The organism is Psychrobacter celer (genome assembly GCF_016107555.1).
Taxonomy (GTDB): Bacteria; Pseudomonadota; Gammaproteobacteria; order Pseudomonadales; family Moraxellaceae; genus Psychrobacter; species Psychrobacter celer.
The window spans coordinates 1-16216 of the sequence record NZ_JABASU010000022.1 but is presented as its reverse complement, the minus strand read 5'-3'; the positions used below and the strand labels follow the sequence as shown (position 1 = coordinate 16216).

The following is a 16216-nucleotide window of genomic DNA, read 5'->3' as shown; positions in this document are numbered from 1 at the left end:
ATGTCGTTCCTTCCTCAAAAAGGATAAAAAGTGATTCTGGCAATTATAATGGCAGCAATTCTGATCGCTGTCTGCACAGCAATACATTACGGCGCATTAAAACTCTCGTCACAGTTTGTGACGCCGTCTCGCCATATAGGACATTGCCTTGGAGTCGCAGTCGGCTCAATTGTAATTGCTCACACGTTCGAGGCCTTGCTTTACGCTGCTGGCTTTTGGATTGCTGTTTACGGCTTTGAAATCGGTAACCTCGTATCGTCCTCATCTAGCGATAGTAGCTCCCTTAATTTTATGGACTACTTTTACTTCTCGCTAGTTAACTTCACAACGCTTGGGCGAGGCGATCTCATGCCTACTGGACATCTACGATTTATGGCCGCGATGGAAGCCTTTCACGGTTTCCTACTGATCACAGCCTCTGGAAGCTTTGTTCTTCAGGTCATGAGTGGTAAAAAACCCCTCTCAAGTTAGCTACAAGCTCTCTCAACTATAGGTCGCGCTGAGATCCATAACTCACGTCAGGACACCGATATTATTCTGACACAGAAAAAATAGTTCAAACCCCAATATTAAGCAAATCACCTAAGTAAAATGCTAAATAGAAAAAGGGCGCTAACGCTATATTTTATAATACGTGAGCAACCTTTTTCACTACTACCTATATCTAATCATTATCCATATTTATTCATCACACTAATAATCGCAGCCCTTCGTTAACAAAGCTATGAGCATCTAAGAAATTATCATTTAATCCATAAAGTAAACTTTACTAGATGCATTATCATCAATACGCTTTAGCACTAGCCCGCTGTTTGAAGACTAATAAGCAGACAATGATAAACACTAACAAGGCTGCTGATGCTCCAAAGCGACTTAGCGCGAGACCGCCATGATCAATAGGCTTATCTAAAAAGTCGCCTAATACCGCTCCTAAAGGCCGAGTCAGTACGAAAGCACTCCAAAATAATAGTGTTTTAGATATCTTAGTATAAAAATGAGCTAGCGCAATTAGTGCTAACAAAGATCCAAAGATAATCGCACTCGTGGTATAACCCATGCCTGTGCTATCGGCTACCCAGTCACCAAGTGCGGTACCTAATGTCTGCGAAAACATAATGGTCGTCCAGTAAAACACCTCTGCTTTGGGTTTGCTGATACTATCAACGGCAATGCTTCCCATCGTCTTCTGCCATGTCATTAGACATATTCCAAGTAAAGCTACTAGAAGCGCTGAGCCGCCAGCATAGCCAATTCCTAGTGATCTTGTCACATAGTCTGCTATTGTTGTACCTAAAGTCGTTGTTGCTATAATCGTGCCCCAATACAACCATTTATTAAATGAGTTGGCTTTAATCTGGGTAGCGACTGCTATAGCAAATATAATAGCGAAAATGCCAGTACTGACAATGTATCCTAGATTTAATGACATTGATAAAGCATCACCCGCAGTCTCACCAAGCGTAGTAGCTGCGATTTTAATTATCCAAAAAAGAAGGGTAACTTCCGGAACTTTGGACAAAGCGTTTAGCACTGGATCGTTACTAGAAGCAGTGGGTGAGTATTGATTTGAACCGCCCCGGGATTGTCGGAGACTCAACATTCTGAGAGAATACGACAATGAAAAGACAAACCTACACTCCTGAGATTAAAGACCGCGCCGTTCGCATGCTGATTGAAGCGTCGAGCGACTATCCTTCTACATGGTCAGCCATTCAAGCCATAGCGTCAAAGATTGGCTGTACGCCTGAGACACTGCGATCCTGGCATAAAAAGCACATAGACCAAACCATTCCCGCCTCAGTGCAGGCTCAAAGTGACAAAGAGCGTATCAAAGAGCTTGAACGCGAGAACAAAGAGCTCAAGCAAGCCAATGAGATTATACGTAAGGCTGCTGGTCTTGAAGCCCAGGCGGAGCTCGACCGCTGACTAAAATCATGATTCAATTCATCGACGACAATAAACATCTTTATGGGGTCGAGCTGATCTGTAGAGTATTACCGATTGCCCCGTCAACCTATCATCGTAAAAAATATTTAGCTAATAATCCTGAAAAACGTTCACTGCGCAGTCAGCATGACGACTATTATGTCAGCGAGATTAAACGTATCTGGCAGGACAGTAAATGCCGTTACGGTGTTCGTAAAGTCTGGCAGCAGATGAAAGCTGACGGATTAAAGGTTGCTCGTTGCACCGTCGAGCGTTTAATGAAGCAGTATGGTATGCAAGGCATCTGGCGCGGTAAGGGTAAGATTACCACCAACAGCCGTGACGACCAAAAGCGTGCTGACGACTTGGTCAATCGTAACTTTAATGCCCATCGTCCTAATCAGCTGTGGGTTGCAGATTTTACCTATATCAAGACACTGAGTGGCTGGGTTTATACTGCTTTTATTATTGATGTGTTCGCTCGTGCCATTGTGGGCTGGAAAGTATCCAATCGCATGAACACCGATATGGTGATGGCCGCGCTCAATCAAGCGATAGCAGATAGGAATAACCCCAAAGATGTGATTCATCACAGTGATCGAGGGGTTCAGTACTTATCTATTCGCTATACTGATAAGATGACGGACTCTGGCGTGATTGCCTCTGTTGGTACAACAGGCGACTCTTATGACAACGCATTGGCTGAAACGGTCAATGGGCTTTACAAGTCTGAGGTGATTCATTATTTAAAGCAGAACTGGACTGGTGTGAACGATGTTGAACTGGCAACCCTAGAATGGGTCGATTGGTTCAACAAGAAGCGTCTACATAGCACGATTGGATATGTGTCACCCTTTGAGTTTGAAAAGCAGTATTATGATAATTTAACCCTGTCAGGCATTGCTGCCTGACTCAAGTAGATCAGCCTCCGATAAAGTCGGGGCGGTTCAATTGTTTAAGGTTGTATTCATGGTTAGATTCACTCTATTAGTAAACAAATTTAATGTTACGTTGTAGATGTCACTAAATTATCAATAGAGATGTTAAGAAAGTGTGAAGATGTAACTATTTAGATCTATTAAAATTTCTATGTATGAGTTTAAAAGATCAAAGTTATACAAAGTCCTCGATTATCATGTAAGTTTAAAATCTCAGAATTAGAGTCCTTCATAAAGACATCGATACCTGCCTGCTCACAGATTGATTTAACAATAGAGAGCCCAAGTCCTGTACCTTCTATTTCCTGTGATTGCTTACTTGCGCTATCTGATCTTGAAGCGCTTATACTATTGTTAAGTTTACTGTCGCTAAATTGATCAGCTGCACTAATCACTTGATTAAGCCGTATAAAGGGTTCAAAAGCTTTCTCATAATCACTAGGGTCAATGCCTGCGCCTGAATCTATGATCTGTAATACTAATTTGTTATCTAGCGTCTTGGATATATCATTTAATTTCCCAGATTGAATCACATGTGAGCCAAAATTATATTGAGCATTTAAAGCCGATTTATCCAAACTGCCTGAGTTTTGCTCAAGTTGATAGAGTTTAACCATGACTTGACCATTATCTAGCGTATAAATAATAGCGTTTTGAATCAGGTTTTTTATGAGCATTAATAATGATGTCTCATCTATCTTTACTTTGCTACTTGACTGTAAGTCGACAGTTAGTTCGATGTTCTTATTATCAGCAATAGGAATGAGTAACCCTATGACTTGTTCGATAATAGATTTAACATTGGTTGCTGTTGTCTCGGTACCAAGCTCGGTATTGATATTACCAGCACGAGCGAGCGTTAATAATTGCTCAACCAAACTTTGATTACGCCTCAAGCGAATAGCCAGTTTATCGAGGCCTTCCGACATAACGTTATCATTACTAATACGCTGTAATCGTTGTAATTGTAGTGAGATGGCAGTCAGCGGCGAGCGCAGTTCATGGGCAGCATCAGCGATAAAGCGTTGCTGACGTTCAATACTAATTTTGACTATAGCCAATAATCTATTTAACGATTCGGCTAGTGGCAGCAATTCAGAAGGCAGTCTACCAATCGATAAAGGACTTAGGTCATTCTCATTACGTGCGCTTATCTCATGATGCAATTGACGCACAGGTTTCATCATGCGCCACATGATAAAAGGCAGTAAAAGCAGTAATAATGCTATACCGATAATAAGGGGTAAAAAAGACTGTAAGGCACTAGCTTTGGCTAAATCATCCTGTAAATCTGTCTGTTGGCGCAAAATTAGAGCCACTTCTTCATCAGTATCTAAAGACTCAATCTTGACATCATTTCTATAGGTTCGCCAAGAATGACCGTCAATGTTTTGATCGCTTATCCCTTGTGGAACGCTATTTACTAATGCCAACGGTATAGGTTCTGAGTAATCATGCTCATCATCGCTTTGAACGTTCTGATAATCTTCTACCCCGTTATTGAGTGAGGCGGAGAGTATGACTATATCAACGGTGATCGCACCATCATCGTCATCGGTATCAAAGTGAATGTTGCTGCGGGCATGCTCGTCACTGTATGAATAAGCAGCATTATTATTTAAACCACTAATATTAAGCGACTGCTCTAATAAGGCAGCAGTATTTTTTAAGTTATCATCCTGAAAGTCATTTATCTCGTTATAGCTGTACCAAAATCCATAACCACCAGCCACTATTGCCAGTAGTAATAATGACACAACAGACCAAAAGATAAGTTGGAACTGTAATGAGTTAAAGGGCTTACGAAATTTAGGCATTGCTGATATACCATCCAAGGCCACGAACATTTTTGATTCTATCTTGTCCGACCTTTTTGCGTAAACTATGAATCAAAAACTCAATGGCGTTACTTTCAACTTCGCCGCCCCAGCCATATAACGAATCCTCAAGCTCATTTTTGGACATGACTTTTTCAGGCGATAGCATAAAGGTAGTGAGAAGCATGTACTCCTTTGCGGTTAAATCGATAGGGCTACCATCCATCATGACCCGTTTGTGCGCGGTATCTAAACTTAAATTGCCAACCGTCACTTGATTATCAGCCTTGCCTTGGGCACGGCGAATAAGTACTCTCATGCGTGCAAAGACTTCTCCTAACTCAAAAGGCTTGACGACATAATCATCAGCCCCTGAGTCTAAGCCTGCAATTCTATCTTTTAATTGATCACGCGCGGTGAGTATCAACACTGGTGTTTCAATCTTGGCATCGCGAATAGCAGTCAACACGCCCATGCCATCAACTTCTGGAAGACCTAAGTCTAATAAGATGATGTCATAAGGTTGCACCCTTAATGTCAGTATGGCTTGACGACCGTCTTTGACCCAATCAACCGTATAAGCCTCATCTTGCAAGGCTTCGCTCAGACTCTCGCCAATCATCAAGTCATCTTCGACTACCAATACGCGCATGGGATATCCTTATTATGTGACTAGTAGGATTAAAAAATATTTATCTATAGTGACACTTTTTATAGCGTCCTCAAACTAAAAAGCTCTAATCGATACTAGTGTACAGAGTAGAGCCGTTGTTAAGCTATATTCAACCAAGTTTTAAAATATTAATCATCATTTAACTGACTGCTGACAACCTGACCATTCATGCTATCGATTATCAGTTTATTTATGTCCATCCCTTTAGCTATTTCAATCTCATAAGCGGGTATACCGTTATCAAAATCAAACTCTGCTTCAGTAATTTTGCCACCAACACTTTGCGTTGCTTTTTGCATGGCTTGGGTTAGGGTTATTTGGGCTTGCCTCATAGCGTTATATTCTGCTAAGTCGTCTTGATCTATTTTTTCCTGCTTAGATTTTAGAACTTTGCCGCTACTGGCGTCAATTTTTACTTCATGCTCCACTCCATCATTGATAAGCTTGATTTCATACTCGCCACTTGCCATATAATCGTTTTGGTCAAACTCAGCGCTAATTAAGTCTCCTTTGACTGTTTTTTGCGCAATAGCGACGGCTTGCTCTAGACTGATTTTACTCTGTGCTATCGCGACTGCGTCACTCGTCTTTGCGCCTGAAATAGCAGGTATTTGACCTGAGGCAACAGCGAGAGTACCAATACCTAGAACGCTAAGAGCAATAAGTAGGGATTTGCTTAGGGTTGATAGTTTTTTCATCGTGTTTACTCCGTATTTAAGGTTCATGTCTGACGACTCATTATCAAAGTTGTCAGAAGTGTCGATATGAGTCCATCATACAAAACAAGACATAGAAGAAGCTTAGCGTAGAATAAGCGTTCAGTTAGCTACTCATATTTTTGGGCTATAATGCTGTTGCTCTTTCGATAATCCTTATACAGAGTAATATTTTATTATGTTTGAGATACTATTATTGGCGTTAGCACTCGCTGCGGATGCGTTTGCGGCTGCAATCGGTCTTGGCTCGACACATAGAAGCGATGGTAAGTCGCAGTTTATAAAAATGGCGTTACTCATTGGATTATACTTCGGTGTTGCTCAGGGGGTGATGCCGCTAATTGGTTATGCGCTTGGCTCTACTATGCTCGGTTGGTTTGCGGAATGGGCTGCTTGGATTGCTTTTATCATACTAGTGGCTCTTGGGATTAAGATGCTTTATGAGTCGTGTTCGGTTAGTGACGATACTCGGATCAATGTAAGTCATAAAACCTTGCTGTCATTGGCTATAGCGACTAGTCTCGATGCGATGGCAGCGGGCTTTACGTTAAACCTGTTGGTAGTTAATGCTTATGCTGCCTGTTTAATCATCGCATTGACGACCGCTATTTTAAGTGTTTTAGGGGCTTATATAGGACGCCAGTCAGGAACATGGCTCGGCAGTTGGGCAGAAGCTTTGGGCGGTTTAGTGCTGATAGCGATTGGTGTGAAGATGGTTATTTGAAGCATAATTATGCTCTGTTCTCTTAAAAAACACGCTGGCCAGCGCACAAGCTATAGTCAAAGACACCAACATCGATACTAAGGTATGACTAAAAAAATGATCACCAAACATCATTTTATATAGGCCCATTGTCCAGCCTAATACGGTTACGATTTCAAATATTCGATAGCGATACTTATAAAGAGTAGGTAAAAATGCTAAGCCATACAAAGAAAATCCTGCGCTGGCATGAGCTGCTGGAAAACATTTTGTATCGGTTTTAGCAAGCATATTTTGCCATAGATTAAGATAAGGTAGATCCCCGCCAAAAAGCGTTAGATGATTAGGACAGCTCACATGAGTAACGCTTTTTAATAGCGCGATAGTAGAAGGCACCACAATAAGAACAATAAGTAAGTAACTTATTTCACGAATTGAGAAGGGCACAATAAATTTACTTGTTTTATTGTTATCGATGATAGAGGCGATATTTGAAGATTGTCTGTATTTGATAACCAATACGGATATTAAATAGAGAGCCAACAAGATTAATAATGCTTTAGGACCATCATAAAAAATAAAAGCGTAAGGCTGTTCGCCTTTTTCTATCAGCCACTGACCATTATTATAGAAAAACTCACTAATACGAACATCAAATTGGCTATGCTCAAAGGTTAGAGCGGCAATAATTGTTAAGCAAAAAAGCTTAAGCCATATCCAGTTAGTTGGGTTATCTTCTAAAATCATGAAAATACCTTACTCAATGTATTAAATTGCTAAAAATTTAAGCACTTTTTAAAATAAAAGATTAGATAACGCCATGCACCACAAAACGAACAATAGTAATAATGCCAAAAATTGCGCGGCAGAACCCACGTCCTTGGCTATTTTAGCGAGGGGATGATGATCCGTTGAAGTATGATCGACGCTCGCTTCAATACCCGTATTAATAAGCTCCACAATGAGGGATAAGAATGAAGCAATCACAAGCACCATTTTGGCGCTGACGTTAAAAGGCATAAATATAATGACCGTGAACAATAAGAGATTGAGCCAGATAACTTGTCTAAAGGCCGCTTCAAACTTATAAGCCGCTTTAAAACCATCTATAGAATACCCCGTAGCTTTTACAATACGGGCTAACCCTTTTTTACCTTTAACCTCATTTGCAAAACTATCCGCTACAAAAGTATCATCAGATACAGGCTGATTTTTATAATCAAGATTTGTATGTTCGTGGCTCAGAGCAGTAGTCTTGGAATTATTCATATCGATAGCTTAGTATTTATTAAGATTAGAATAGCTGGCAGGTCTTAATGATATTACAGTGCATGTTAAGATCGCGTTAAGATGAATTTCATATAATAAAAAGCAGTAGCGAATACCGAGTTTGATTAAGGTATTGGCTACTACTGACTATTGAAGTTACAGTGAAAATAAGAAAAAGTGCAATCACCGATATATTTATTGTTGTAATGATCCCAGTGTAGGAGGGCACTGGTTAGCACTTGGGTATCAGTATGTGCTTGGAGCTGTTAAGGAAGCGTTAAGATAAAAAATATTTATAAAATTATTTGGAAAGGGCAATATTAATATCAAAATTCAATATATACAAAAAAGCAATAGCCGACACCTTGTTTATCAAGGTATTGGCTACTGCATCCTATTAATGAAGAGTTAGTATTTAGCTTTGCTTACTTTTTAGCCATCATCCTCCATATCAACTTGGCTGCTTAGAACCTTGCCAGTATTGGCATCTATGCTCACATCATATATCTGATTGTCTTTGACAACTTCGATGTCATATAAGGCTTGACCTTTTTCAAGCTCGAACTCAACACCGATGACTTTACCATTTACGCTTTGAGTGGCTTTTTGCATAGCACTAGTTAGCGTAACTTTGGCTTGCATCAGCGCTCTATATTCAGCCATGTCTTCTTTATCTAACTTCTCTTTTTCAGTCTCGATGACTTTGCCAGTATTGGCGTCGATCTTGACCTCGTAAGCCGTACCGTTTGATACAAACTCAACTTCATACTCGCCCGTTACAGCACCGTTGCCATTATCATCATCGTCGTCATAATCGAATTCTGCGCTGATTAGATCACCTTTAGCATTCTGTTTAGCTATATCGATTGCTTGCGTTAAGCTGATCTTACTTTGCATAGCGCTGACAGCTTCACTTGATCCAGTTACGGCTTTGGTATTAGCAGCAGGGGCGGCGATAGCGGTTGCACCTACGCCTGCAATAGTAAGGGCGATGATTGCTGATTTGGTTAGCGTTGATAAGTTTTTCATGAGAGTCATCCTTTGTATTAATCAATTTCTGACACACCATTAGTGGTTTTGCCAGCTACCTCGTGGGTATGAATCTATAATACGAGAGACGACATAGGGGAAACTTAGCGGAAAATAAGAGTTTGATTAGCGAGTAGATATAATAAATATTGCTTAATTTTCTGAGTTAAATCATTATTTAAAAGACTACTAAATGTTTAACAGATCTAATGTCTGGCTTAGATACTAGGCTTGCTAAGTTTTGATTAAAGGAGTTTCTATAGGAGGAAAAAGGATGTCAGACGAATTCTTACGAAATACGACGCTTATCGCTTATTCACCTTCAACAGTATCAAAAGTACCTTGCGAAGATATCTTAATTTTGAACTTTGAGCCTCACGGCGACGAAGTTTTTTGGCTCAATACTTATGGATTGAGAGAGTTAGATGAGATGGAGCAAGTTGTCATCCAGAACCAGTTTGATGATTTTTTAATTAAATTATTGCAAGATGATGAGCATGCCAATAAGGTTATCGAACTCGATAATGTCCTGTTTATCGCTCTAAAAGTATTAAAAACTGATGACAAAAATCTAGATAATAAACAATTGATTTTCGTTGTATCGTCAAATATGTTATGGAGTTTGCAAGAGAATCATAATAATCATTTTCAGTGGATTCGTGATCGCTTAAGCGAAGGCAAAGGACAAGTTCGAAGCAAAAAAGTAGATTATTTGCTTTTTCTGTTGATTGAGTCATTGATAGCAAACTATGAAGAGACGTTTGAGAAATTACTGAATGCTGACGGTGACTCGATAAAGGTGACCAATATTAATCCAACGCCTTATTTTACTAAAAAGGTTGAGGAGCAAAAACGTCGCATGTTGAACTTTAAGAAAGCGACGCTGAGCCTTCGCAATACCATTGTAAAGCTGGAAACGATTAGGGGCTGTATAGAATTGAGGAACCATTGAAAAAAATAAGCAACGCCTTACTCTAATGTTTACCACAACAAAGAAACAAGGCGTCACTTATGGCTCGCACCAAGCTCAACGATGAACATTGGCACAAGATATTTATTATATTGCGACAAATTAACGTATATAACAAGCCCAATCTAAGACGTACCGTTGAAGGCATGCTGTACCGCATACGAGTAGGCTGTCCATGGCGAGACTTACCTTCTTATTTCGGTCATTGGTCTAGCATATATCATCAATACCGTTATTGGCGTAAAACCGGTAAATGGCAAAAGCTCATGAAAATAGTCACAGCAAACTATGATAGTGAATGGTTATTTATAGACGGTAGCGTGGTCAAAGCTCATCAGCATAGTACAGGCGCCGCCAGTCATCTTGATGAGACCATTGGTAAAAGCGTTGCAGGTAATAGCAGCAAACTGCACTTAGTGGTCGATGCTTGTGGCAACCCTATACATGTTGAGCTGTCAGGTAGGCAAGTACATGACTCTAAGATGGCAAAGGCGTTGATATTTAGCACGATTAATAACCAGACTAAAGCGGTGATTGCAGACAGGGGCTACGATAGTAGCGATATTAGAGAGTGTATCTTCAAGCACTGTGCTGAGTCAGTCATACCCGTTAAGTCGAACTCTAAAAGCTGTAACGACACACTAGATTGGTATTTGTATCGTTGCCGTCATTTGGTAGAAAACGCTTTTGCTAGGTTGAAACATTTTAGAGGCATTGCCACGCGATATGATAAGCTCAAAGATAGCTATGCAGCGGCGGTAATGCTCGCTTGTGTCTTTATCTGGTTGCCCCTGATTTGAATTCTATACACACCCTAATATCTTTCCTATGGATAGTAAGTATTTCACCGAACTTAAAGAGCAAGCCAACAATTTGATTGATGAAATTGATTTTGAGTTGTTTGAGCTTGATAGTAAAACCAATCTGATATTCTCAATTCAGGGCCATCGTTTGAATGAAATCATACGTACCTTGACCTTAGTGTCAGTGGTATTTATACCATTAACATTTTTGGTAGGCGTTTACGGTATGAATTTTGACTATATGCCTGAGTTAAAATGGAATGAGGGTTACTTTGCCTTGTGGGGTGTGATGGTAACATTGACTGTGGCCATCGTTGTGTATTTTAAAAGTAAGAAATGGTTTTAAACTGTACTGCTAACTTGTAATGTCTTAGGCTTTTAAAGATTGTTTATTAGTAGAATTTATTTATAATAAATACTAAACGTACTACCGCCTGCAGCATTAGCTTGATGGGTAAGTTGCCAGCCCATATGCGTTATGATGCGCTGAACAATACTTAGACCTAACCCTGTGCCATCAACCTTATAGCTCGTATAATCTTTTGACGAGAACTTATCAGTTAATTGCCCATCATTTTTCTTTTGCTCTAAACGCTCAAACCTTTCATAGAGTAGAGGCATCATCGCTTCAGGAATACCCAAGCCAGTATCGGTAACGGTGATTTTTTTATCGTCAATAATAATAACTACCTCACCCTCATCCGTGTATTGAAAGGCATTCTTTATTAAGTTTCCTAGTGCCATTTTTAGCAGTTCAGGCCGCACATAGGCGAAATACTCTTGTTTAGCCACTAAGGTATAACTCACCGTTTTATAACGCAGCAAGTATTTCAAGCGCTCCACCTCATTGTTAGCAATGTTATTGATAGAGGTTTGCGGAGCGTCCAGTTTTTCAGGAGCACGCGAGAGTAGTAATAATGCGCTGATAATCTCAGAGGTTTCTTTGGCCGTATTGCTAATACGGTTAGTAAACTCGCTCAAACGGCTATCGCCTTCTAACTGGGAAGCCAGTACTTCTGATGCACCCATGATAATCGTCAAAGGCGTGCGCAACTCGTGGCTAACATCTCCAGTAAATAGCTGCTCACGTTTGAGATACTGCTCAAGCTTATGATTCTTCTCATCAATAGCGCGTGCTAATACGCCAACCTCGGAGGGCAAATGGGTCAATTCGGTTAAATTTTGATGATCGGTCTCTACTGCTTTTTTTAAGTCTAATAAAGGTTTAGTAATTTGCCTAGAGGATAGCTGAGAAAATATTGCGGCAATTAGTAAGCTTAAAATAACGGCAACTCTCAAGGCATTAGCAAAGATATCTTCTAGGTGCTCAAAGATGGCAAGGACAGGGTAGTTCCCCATTACCATCTCAGTGTCTTCTAAATAGCTCAAAATATAGTTTTGCTTATTTTTTTGATAGTGAAAAAAATGCAGTTCCGTTCTAACATCGCCACCTTTGGTGGGCACGGTTACGGGCATCTCTTGCACTGTCTCGGTTGCCAAAGCTTTTAAATTATCAGGTGCATGATTATAACGATAAATAGTGATGCCAGGTTTTGCCGTATAAATAGGCTGATCGCCGTCCTTTTCTTGACTAAGCTCTAGCTGTTGTAGCAAACGAGCTTTGACCAACTCTTGCTCCATCCTTGTCTCAGCGTACACAAAAATGCTGACGAATGTCGCACACAGTAGTATGGCAAATAGAAAATATGACAGTCGAAATTTATTGGCGATGGAGTCGATGCTGAACATGGTATTTACTTCTAGTAGAAGGCGGTAAGAAGGGAATAGTAGATATCACTAACACGACTCTCAATCAGGCTGAGTCGCTAAATCGTACAAGAATATTTTATACTTTATCCGGATTAATTATCTGATAACCCACTCCAGGCATCGTCATTATCATAGGTCTGGCAAATGGCTTGTCGACTTGTACGCGTACACTATGCATATGAGTCCGTAGCGCATCGCTACTTGGAATATCCTCACCCCATACCTTTTCCTCAAGCTCACTTTTACTGACGACTCGTGGCGACGCATTCATTAATGTTTCTAAAATTTTAAACCCTGTCGGTGTCAGTTTTAGTGATTTACCTTCTCGTCTAATCGTGTGCTCATTAGCATTTAAGGATAATGGTCCGACAGCTAAGCTGTGCTCAAAATACTCATCCTGATTTCGACGGATAAGCGCTTTGATACGTGATTCCAACTCAATGAGTGAAAAAGGCTTGACCAGATAATCGTCAGCGCCACTATCGAAGCCTGCGACTTTATCCAAAATCGTATCACGAGCCGTCAGCATCAATACGGGGGTTTTATTATGTAGCTCATCTCTCAGTTTTTTACATAGCTTGGTGCCGTCTATACCCGGCAGCATGACATCTAATAAAATAACGTCATAGCGATTATTTGCAGCGAGTGTTAGGCCGCTAATGCCATTATGAGCATTGTCCAACTCAAAACCTTTAGGTTCAAAAAAAGCGTAGATATTGGCGACAATATCGGGATTGTCTTCGATGATAAGTATCTTGTACATAATAGTCTCTTGTATAAATATTAGTAGCGCCTAGGTTGAAGGTCTTAATGGACAGTTTTAAAAAAGGTTGGCGCTGCTGCTACCTCATCGGTAGTAATACCGAAAAAGTTAAGTAAAGTTGGCGTAATAAAGTCATGTGATACGGGCTGATTAATCGTACTAATGAGACTACTTTTATCAATATTATTGCTAGTAGGCGACCAAATGATGACAGGCACCTGCTTTTGCGCATCAGGTGCGATAGCGTAGGGCATGCCATGCAAGTAAATATTATTCTCGCCTAAACTTTCGCCATGATCGCTAATATATACCATTACCACATCATAGTCCTGCTCATACTTTTTGAGCGTATTAATCACGTTATTTAAGAAATAATCTGTATAACGAATAGCATTGTCATAAGCATTGATGACGGATTGATCATCGCATTTAGCAAGCTCGTTCGTCATGCATACTGGTTTGTACTCTTCAAACTCCTTAGGATAACGTTTGTAGTAAGCAGGACCATGATTACCCATTTGATGCAATAAAATAAGGGTGTCTTTAGCAGAGCCGTCTGCTGTTACTCCTGTATCTGACTTAACTAAAGTATCAAAACCGTCAAGCATACCAATATCACGACACTCCTCATCACAATTTGGATTAACATCAGGCGTCTTAAAGTCCTCAAAAGTTACTCTATTAGCTACTCCTTTAGAGCTCGAATTATTGTCTCGCCAAACAACTTTGACGCCTTGCTTGTTCAAGGTATCTAGTACATTTTCATTATAGTCTGCCGTATTGTAATCATAATTTTCTCGATTAGCATAACTAAACATACAAGGTACGGAATAAGCGGTGGACGTGCCACAAGAGGTCGCATTTCTAAAGCTATAGATATTTGGCTGGCTAGCAAGTAAAGGCGTAGTGTCGCGCTTGTAGCCATTAAGAGCGATATGATCGGCACGAACCGTTTCACCAACGACAAATACCATGAGTTTAGGTTTTGCTGCACTAGTACCAGCAGTAGGGGTTATACGTTTGGCGTCTGTAGCATGCAGGGTCAAAGTATCCGGACGACGCAATTCATCGATATAGTCGGTACCTAATTTGATAACTGAATAAATAGGGGTAATAGGATTAGCATAACTACGAACCATTTTATGCTGACGAAAAAAGGTGGCGTATTGATCGCCAAAGGGCAGTAGGCAGACAGCCATTAAGGCGATAGATGAGGTTAAGGTTAACGCTTTTTGCCATAGCGCTCGACGTAAAGGTACTCTTTTTATGCGGATTTTAGCAATAATAACTGCGGGTATAACGCCTAGCAGGAACACTCGTATAAAGAAGCTTAGCGACATCAGCCCCATCGCTTCACCTTGATCGGTTTGTATACTATTGATCAGCATATTAGTATCGAAAATAGTGCCATAAGCGTCAGTAAAATAGCCACATACGGCCGCTGTCATTACCATAGCGATGAGCACTGGTTTAGCAATAGGACGATAGCAAAATAATTGGAAAAGCAGCCACATTAAGCCAAACAATAAGCCTGTGATAGAAACCATGAAGCCAACGTTATTACCAAAAGGGTAAATGCTAAGCACTTGCGCGAAAAAACCAAAATTTGCAGTAGCGACTAAATAGAGCGCAATGATAATAATCAGATAGTTAAGATTAATTTCATGATTAAAAATGCTGTTTAGATAGCTTTTTTTGGTAGGAGCTTTGGTGATTTCAGTGCTAAGTGCTTGAGAGGTTGACATAACTAGGCTTCTCAACAGGATGGTAAGGGGTTTGTTTCCTTACGATAACAAGAGGCCTGTTAAGAAGACGTTAAGGTGAGATATTCCCTTTTTTATTACTAGCTAATCGTCGCTTAATTATCCAACCAAAAATCATGGCGATAGCAAGCAGTAAAAAAATCTTTGAGTAGGGTGCTAACGTAGTCTCTATAACCTCGTAGTTTTTGCCAAAGTGGTAACCTGCAAGCGTCAGTACAGTTGTCCAAACACTAGAACCTAGAGCAGTCAATGCTAAGAACGAGAAGATCGGCATTTTGTTCATGCCAGCTGGAACAGAGATGAGTGAGCGAATACCAGGAACCATACGCCCAGAAAATACCGCTTTTTTACCATGCTTATCGAACCAGTCGCTAGACGATAAACCCTGATATTTAGTGTGTCACCTAAGTAAAATACTAAATAGAAAAAGGAAGATAGCCCTATATTTTATATAGGGTCAGCTTCCTTTTTTATTGTTCATGAAATATAGTCACAGTTTAATACAGATATGTTTAATAATATTCTCAGCACCCAGTTAGTGTAGGAGTTAGCACCTAATAAACTATTTTTACTATAGAGGGTCGGGTGCGTTATAATCTCAAGAATTCTGGTAAACCTCTATTTATCTTAGACTTATTCTGTAAGCCCTATTCAATAATAAGACCCTCCTATGACAACACAAAACTTCTCTCAAACCGCCGCTTTCATCTGGTCTGTCGCTGATCTATTGCGAGGTGACTTTAAGCAATCGCAATACGGCCGCATCATCTTGCCATTTACGCTACTGCGCCGCTTAGAGTGTGTATTAGCTGACCATAAAGAAGCGGTCGTCGAGAAGTATGCCACTATCAAAGACCAAGGTATGCAGGAGGACATGATAGAAAAGCAGCTTACCCGTATCAGTAAGCATGCTTTTTATAATATATCTCCTATGGATTTAAGTAAGCTAGGTCAAAGCGATATCAAGGATAATTTAAACACTTATATTCAGTCATTCTCAAAAGACGCGCGTGAGATATTCGGTGTAATGGACATTTTTCATGCTGGCGTATGGTCTAACGCTATATACTGTCTAT

General features: G+C 40.2%; 17 protein-coding genes, 1 pseudogene and 1 other annotated feature. Of the genes and pseudogenes, 7 read left to right on the top strand and 11 right to left on the bottom strand.

Going from position 1 to position 16216, the window contains the following annotated elements:
* Positions 1 to 48 precede the first annotated feature (48 nt).
* Complete coding sequence (locus JFC05_RS09980; protein WP_198334098.1) at positions 49 to 471, top strand: ion channel; 423 nt, start codon at positions 49 to 51, stop codon at positions 469 to 471.
* Between the two features lie 313 nt (positions 472 to 784).
* Here JFC05_RS09980 and JFC05_RS09975 read toward each other — a convergent pair whose 3' ends face one another.
* Positions 785 to 1600 carry a COG4705 family protein gene (locus tag JFC05_RS09975; protein WP_198336803.1) on the bottom strand — a complete coding sequence of 272 codons (816 nt, stop codon included), beginning with the start codon at positions 1598 to 1600 and terminating at the stop codon, positions 785 to 787.
* 17 nt (positions 1601 to 1617) lie between these two features.
* Here JFC05_RS09975 and JFC05_RS09970 point away from each other — a divergent pair.
* Positions 1618 to 2837, top strand: a protein-coding gene (locus JFC05_RS09970; protein ID WP_198336784.1) for an IS3 family transposase whose coding sequence is annotated in 2 segments (ribosomal slippage) — positions 1618 to 1900 and positions 1900 to 2837 — 1221 coding nt in all. Because the reading frame shifts where the segments join, the coding sequence is not laid out codon by codon here.
* Positions 1893 to 2009, top strand: a sequence feature (AL1L pseudoknot). (Overlaps the previous gene by 117 nt.)
* Positions 2838 to 3025: 188 nt before the next feature.
* Here JFC05_RS09970 and JFC05_RS09965 read toward each other — a convergent pair.
* From JFC05_RS09965 to JFC05_RS09955, 3 genes are all read right to left on the bottom strand, one after another.
* Positions 3026 to 4681: a sensor histidine kinase gene (locus JFC05_RS09965; RefSeq protein ID WP_025672617.1), complete on the bottom strand. Its 1656-nt coding sequence runs from the start codon at positions 4679 to 4681 to the stop codon at positions 3026 to 3028.
* Positions 4674 to 5333, bottom strand: a complete 660-nt coding sequence (locus JFC05_RS09960) for a response regulator (protein ID WP_025651479.1) — start codon at positions 5331 to 5333, stop codon at positions 4674 to 4676. The genes JFC05_RS09965 and JFC05_RS09960 overlap by 8 nt, the downstream gene beginning before the upstream one ends.
* A 149-nt stretch (positions 5334 to 5482) precedes the next feature.
* Positions 5483 to 6052: a PepSY domain-containing protein gene (locus JFC05_RS09955; protein WP_180952558.1), complete on the bottom strand. Its 570-nt coding sequence runs from the start codon at positions 6050 to 6052 to the stop codon at positions 5483 to 5485.
* 196 nt (positions 6053 to 6248) lie between these two features.
* Between JFC05_RS09955 and JFC05_RS09950 the strand changes: the two genes are divergently transcribed.
* Positions 6249 to 6794 carry a manganese efflux pump MntP gene (locus JFC05_RS09950; protein WP_025651482.1) on the top strand — a complete coding sequence of 182 codons (546 nt, stop codon included), beginning with the start codon at positions 6249 to 6251 and terminating at the stop codon, positions 6792 to 6794.
* On the opposite strand, the gene JFC05_RS09945 is transcribed toward JFC05_RS09950, so the two are convergent.
* The 3 genes from JFC05_RS09945 to JFC05_RS09935 all read right to left on the bottom strand — a co-directional run bounded on the left by JFC05_RS09945 (position 6756) and on the right by JFC05_RS09935 (position 9071).
* Positions 6756 to 7520: a PAP2 family lipid A phosphatase gene (locus JFC05_RS09945; RefSeq protein WP_025651483.1), complete on the bottom strand. Its 765-nt coding sequence runs from the start codon at positions 7518 to 7520 to the stop codon at positions 6756 to 6758. The two genes, JFC05_RS09950 and JFC05_RS09945, sit on opposite strands and share 39 nt — an antisense overlap.
* 48 nt (positions 7521 to 7568) lie before the next feature.
* Positions 7569 to 8042, bottom strand: a complete 474-nt coding sequence (locus JFC05_RS09940) for a diacylglycerol kinase (RefSeq protein ID WP_025651484.1) — start codon at positions 8040 to 8042, stop codon at positions 7569 to 7571.
* A 432-nt stretch (positions 8043 to 8474) separates the two neighbouring features.
* The gene (locus tag JFC05_RS09935; protein WP_025651486.1) at positions 8475 to 9071 is read right to left on the bottom strand and encodes a PepSY domain-containing protein; all 597 of its coding nucleotides are present in this window, start codon (positions 9069 to 9071) and stop codon (positions 8475 to 8477) included.
* 274 nt (positions 9072 to 9345) lie between these two features.
* Between JFC05_RS09935 and JFC05_RS09930 the strand changes: the two genes are divergently transcribed.
* The 3 genes from JFC05_RS09930 to JFC05_RS09920 are packed head-to-tail and all read left to right on the top strand — an operon-like array spanning position 9346 to position 11190.
* Entirely contained in the window at positions 9346 to 10023 is a 678-nt protein-coding gene (locus tag JFC05_RS09930; protein WP_198336783.1) for a CorA family divalent cation transporter, read from the top strand.
* A gap of 59 nt (positions 10024 to 10082) precedes the next feature.
* Positions 10083 to 10841 carry an IS5 family transposase gene (locus JFC05_RS09925; RefSeq protein WP_198336782.1) on the top strand — a complete coding sequence of 253 codons (759 nt, stop codon included), beginning with the start codon at positions 10083 to 10085 and terminating at the stop codon, positions 10839 to 10841.
* A gap of 19 nt (positions 10842 to 10860) precedes the next feature.
* Positions 10861 to 11190, top strand: coding sequence for a CorA family divalent cation transporter (locus JFC05_RS09920; protein ID WP_276511267.1), 330 nt, complete (start codon positions 10861 to 10863; stop codon positions 11188 to 11190).
* Positions 11191 to 11246: 56 nt separating this feature from the next.
* On the opposite strand, the gene JFC05_RS09915 is transcribed toward JFC05_RS09920, so the two are convergent.
* The 4 genes and pseudogenes from JFC05_RS09915 to JFC05_RS09900 form a co-directional block, all read right to left on the bottom strand.
* Positions 11247 to 12485 (bottom strand): sensor histidine kinase, encoded by a 1239-nt coding sequence (locus tag JFC05_RS09915; protein ID WP_338104542.1) that lies wholly within the window; start codon positions 12483 to 12485, stop codon positions 11247 to 11249.
* 205 nt (positions 12486 to 12690) lie between these two features.
* Positions 12691 to 13377, bottom strand: a complete 687-nt coding sequence (locus tag JFC05_RS09910; RefSeq protein WP_198334088.1) for a response regulator transcription factor — start codon at positions 13375 to 13377, stop codon at positions 12691 to 12693.
* Between the two features lie 44 nt (positions 13378 to 13421).
* Positions 13422 to 15122 carry a phosphoethanolamine transferase gene (locus JFC05_RS09905; protein ID WP_198334087.1) on the bottom strand — a complete coding sequence of 567 codons (1701 nt, stop codon included), beginning with the start codon at positions 15120 to 15122 and terminating at the stop codon, positions 13422 to 13424.
* A 70-nt stretch (positions 15123 to 15192) separates the two neighbouring features.
* Positions 15193 to 15507: pseudogene (locus JFC05_RS09900) on the bottom strand (DedA family protein); the annotation flags it as partial.
* 303 nt (positions 15508 to 15810) lie between these two features.
* On the opposite strand from JFC05_RS09900, the gene JFC05_RS09895 reads away from it, so the two are divergent.
* A partial coding sequence (locus JFC05_RS09895; protein WP_198336779.1) for a type I restriction-modification system subunit M N-terminal domain-containing protein occupies positions 15811 to 16216 on the top strand: 406 nt, incomplete at its 3' end.

Bases quoted from the DNA above. Each gene is read 5' to 3' on its own strand.
- JFC05_RS09980 (WP_198334098.1), top strand. From the start codon at position 49: ATGGCAGCAATTCTGATCGCTGTCTGCACAGCAATACATTACGGCGCA.
- JFC05_RS09975 (WP_198336803.1), bottom strand. From the start codon at position 1,600: ATGTTGAGTCTCCGACAATCCCGGGGCGGTTCAAATCAATACTCACCC.
- JFC05_RS09965 (WP_025672617.1), bottom strand. From the start codon at position 4,681: ATGCCTAAATTTCGTAAGCCCTTTAACTCATTACAGTTCCAACTTATC.
- JFC05_RS09960 (WP_025651479.1), bottom strand. From the start codon at position 5,333: ATGCGCGTATTGGTAGTCGAAGATGACTTGATGATTGGCGAGAGTCTG.
- JFC05_RS09955 (WP_180952558.1), bottom strand. From the start codon at position 6,052: ATGAAAAAACTATCAACCCTAAGCAAATCCCTACTTATTGCTCTTAGC.
- JFC05_RS09950 (WP_025651482.1), top strand. From the start codon at position 6,249: ATGTTTGAGATACTATTATTGGCGTTAGCACTCGCTGCGGATGCGTTT.
- JFC05_RS09945 (WP_025651483.1), bottom strand. From the start codon at position 7,520: ATGATTTTAGAAGATAACCCAACTAACTGGATATGGCTTAAGCTTTTT.
- JFC05_RS09940 (WP_025651484.1), bottom strand. From the start codon at position 8,042: ATGAATAATTCCAAGACTACTGCTCTGAGCCACGAACATACAAATCTT.
- JFC05_RS09935 (WP_025651486.1), bottom strand. From the start codon at position 9,071: ATGAAAAACTTATCAACGCTAACCAAATCAGCAATCATCGCCCTTACT.
- JFC05_RS09930 (WP_198336783.1), top strand. From the start codon at position 9,346: ATGTCAGACGAATTCTTACGAAATACGACGCTTATCGCTTATTCACCT.
- JFC05_RS09925 (WP_198336782.1), top strand. From the start codon at position 10,083: ATGGCTCGCACCAAGCTCAACGATGAACATTGGCACAAGATATTTATT.
- JFC05_RS09915 (WP_338104542.1), bottom strand. From the start codon at position 12,485: ATGGAGCAAGAGTTGGTCAAAGCTCGTTTGCTACAACAGCTAGAGCTT.
- JFC05_RS09910 (WP_198334088.1), bottom strand. From the start codon at position 13,377: ATGTACAAGATACTTATCATCGAAGACAATCCCGATATTGTCGCCAAT.
- JFC05_RS09905 (WP_198334087.1), bottom strand. From the start codon at position 15,122: ATGTCAACCTCTCAAGCACTTAGCACTGAAATCACCAAAGCTCCTACC.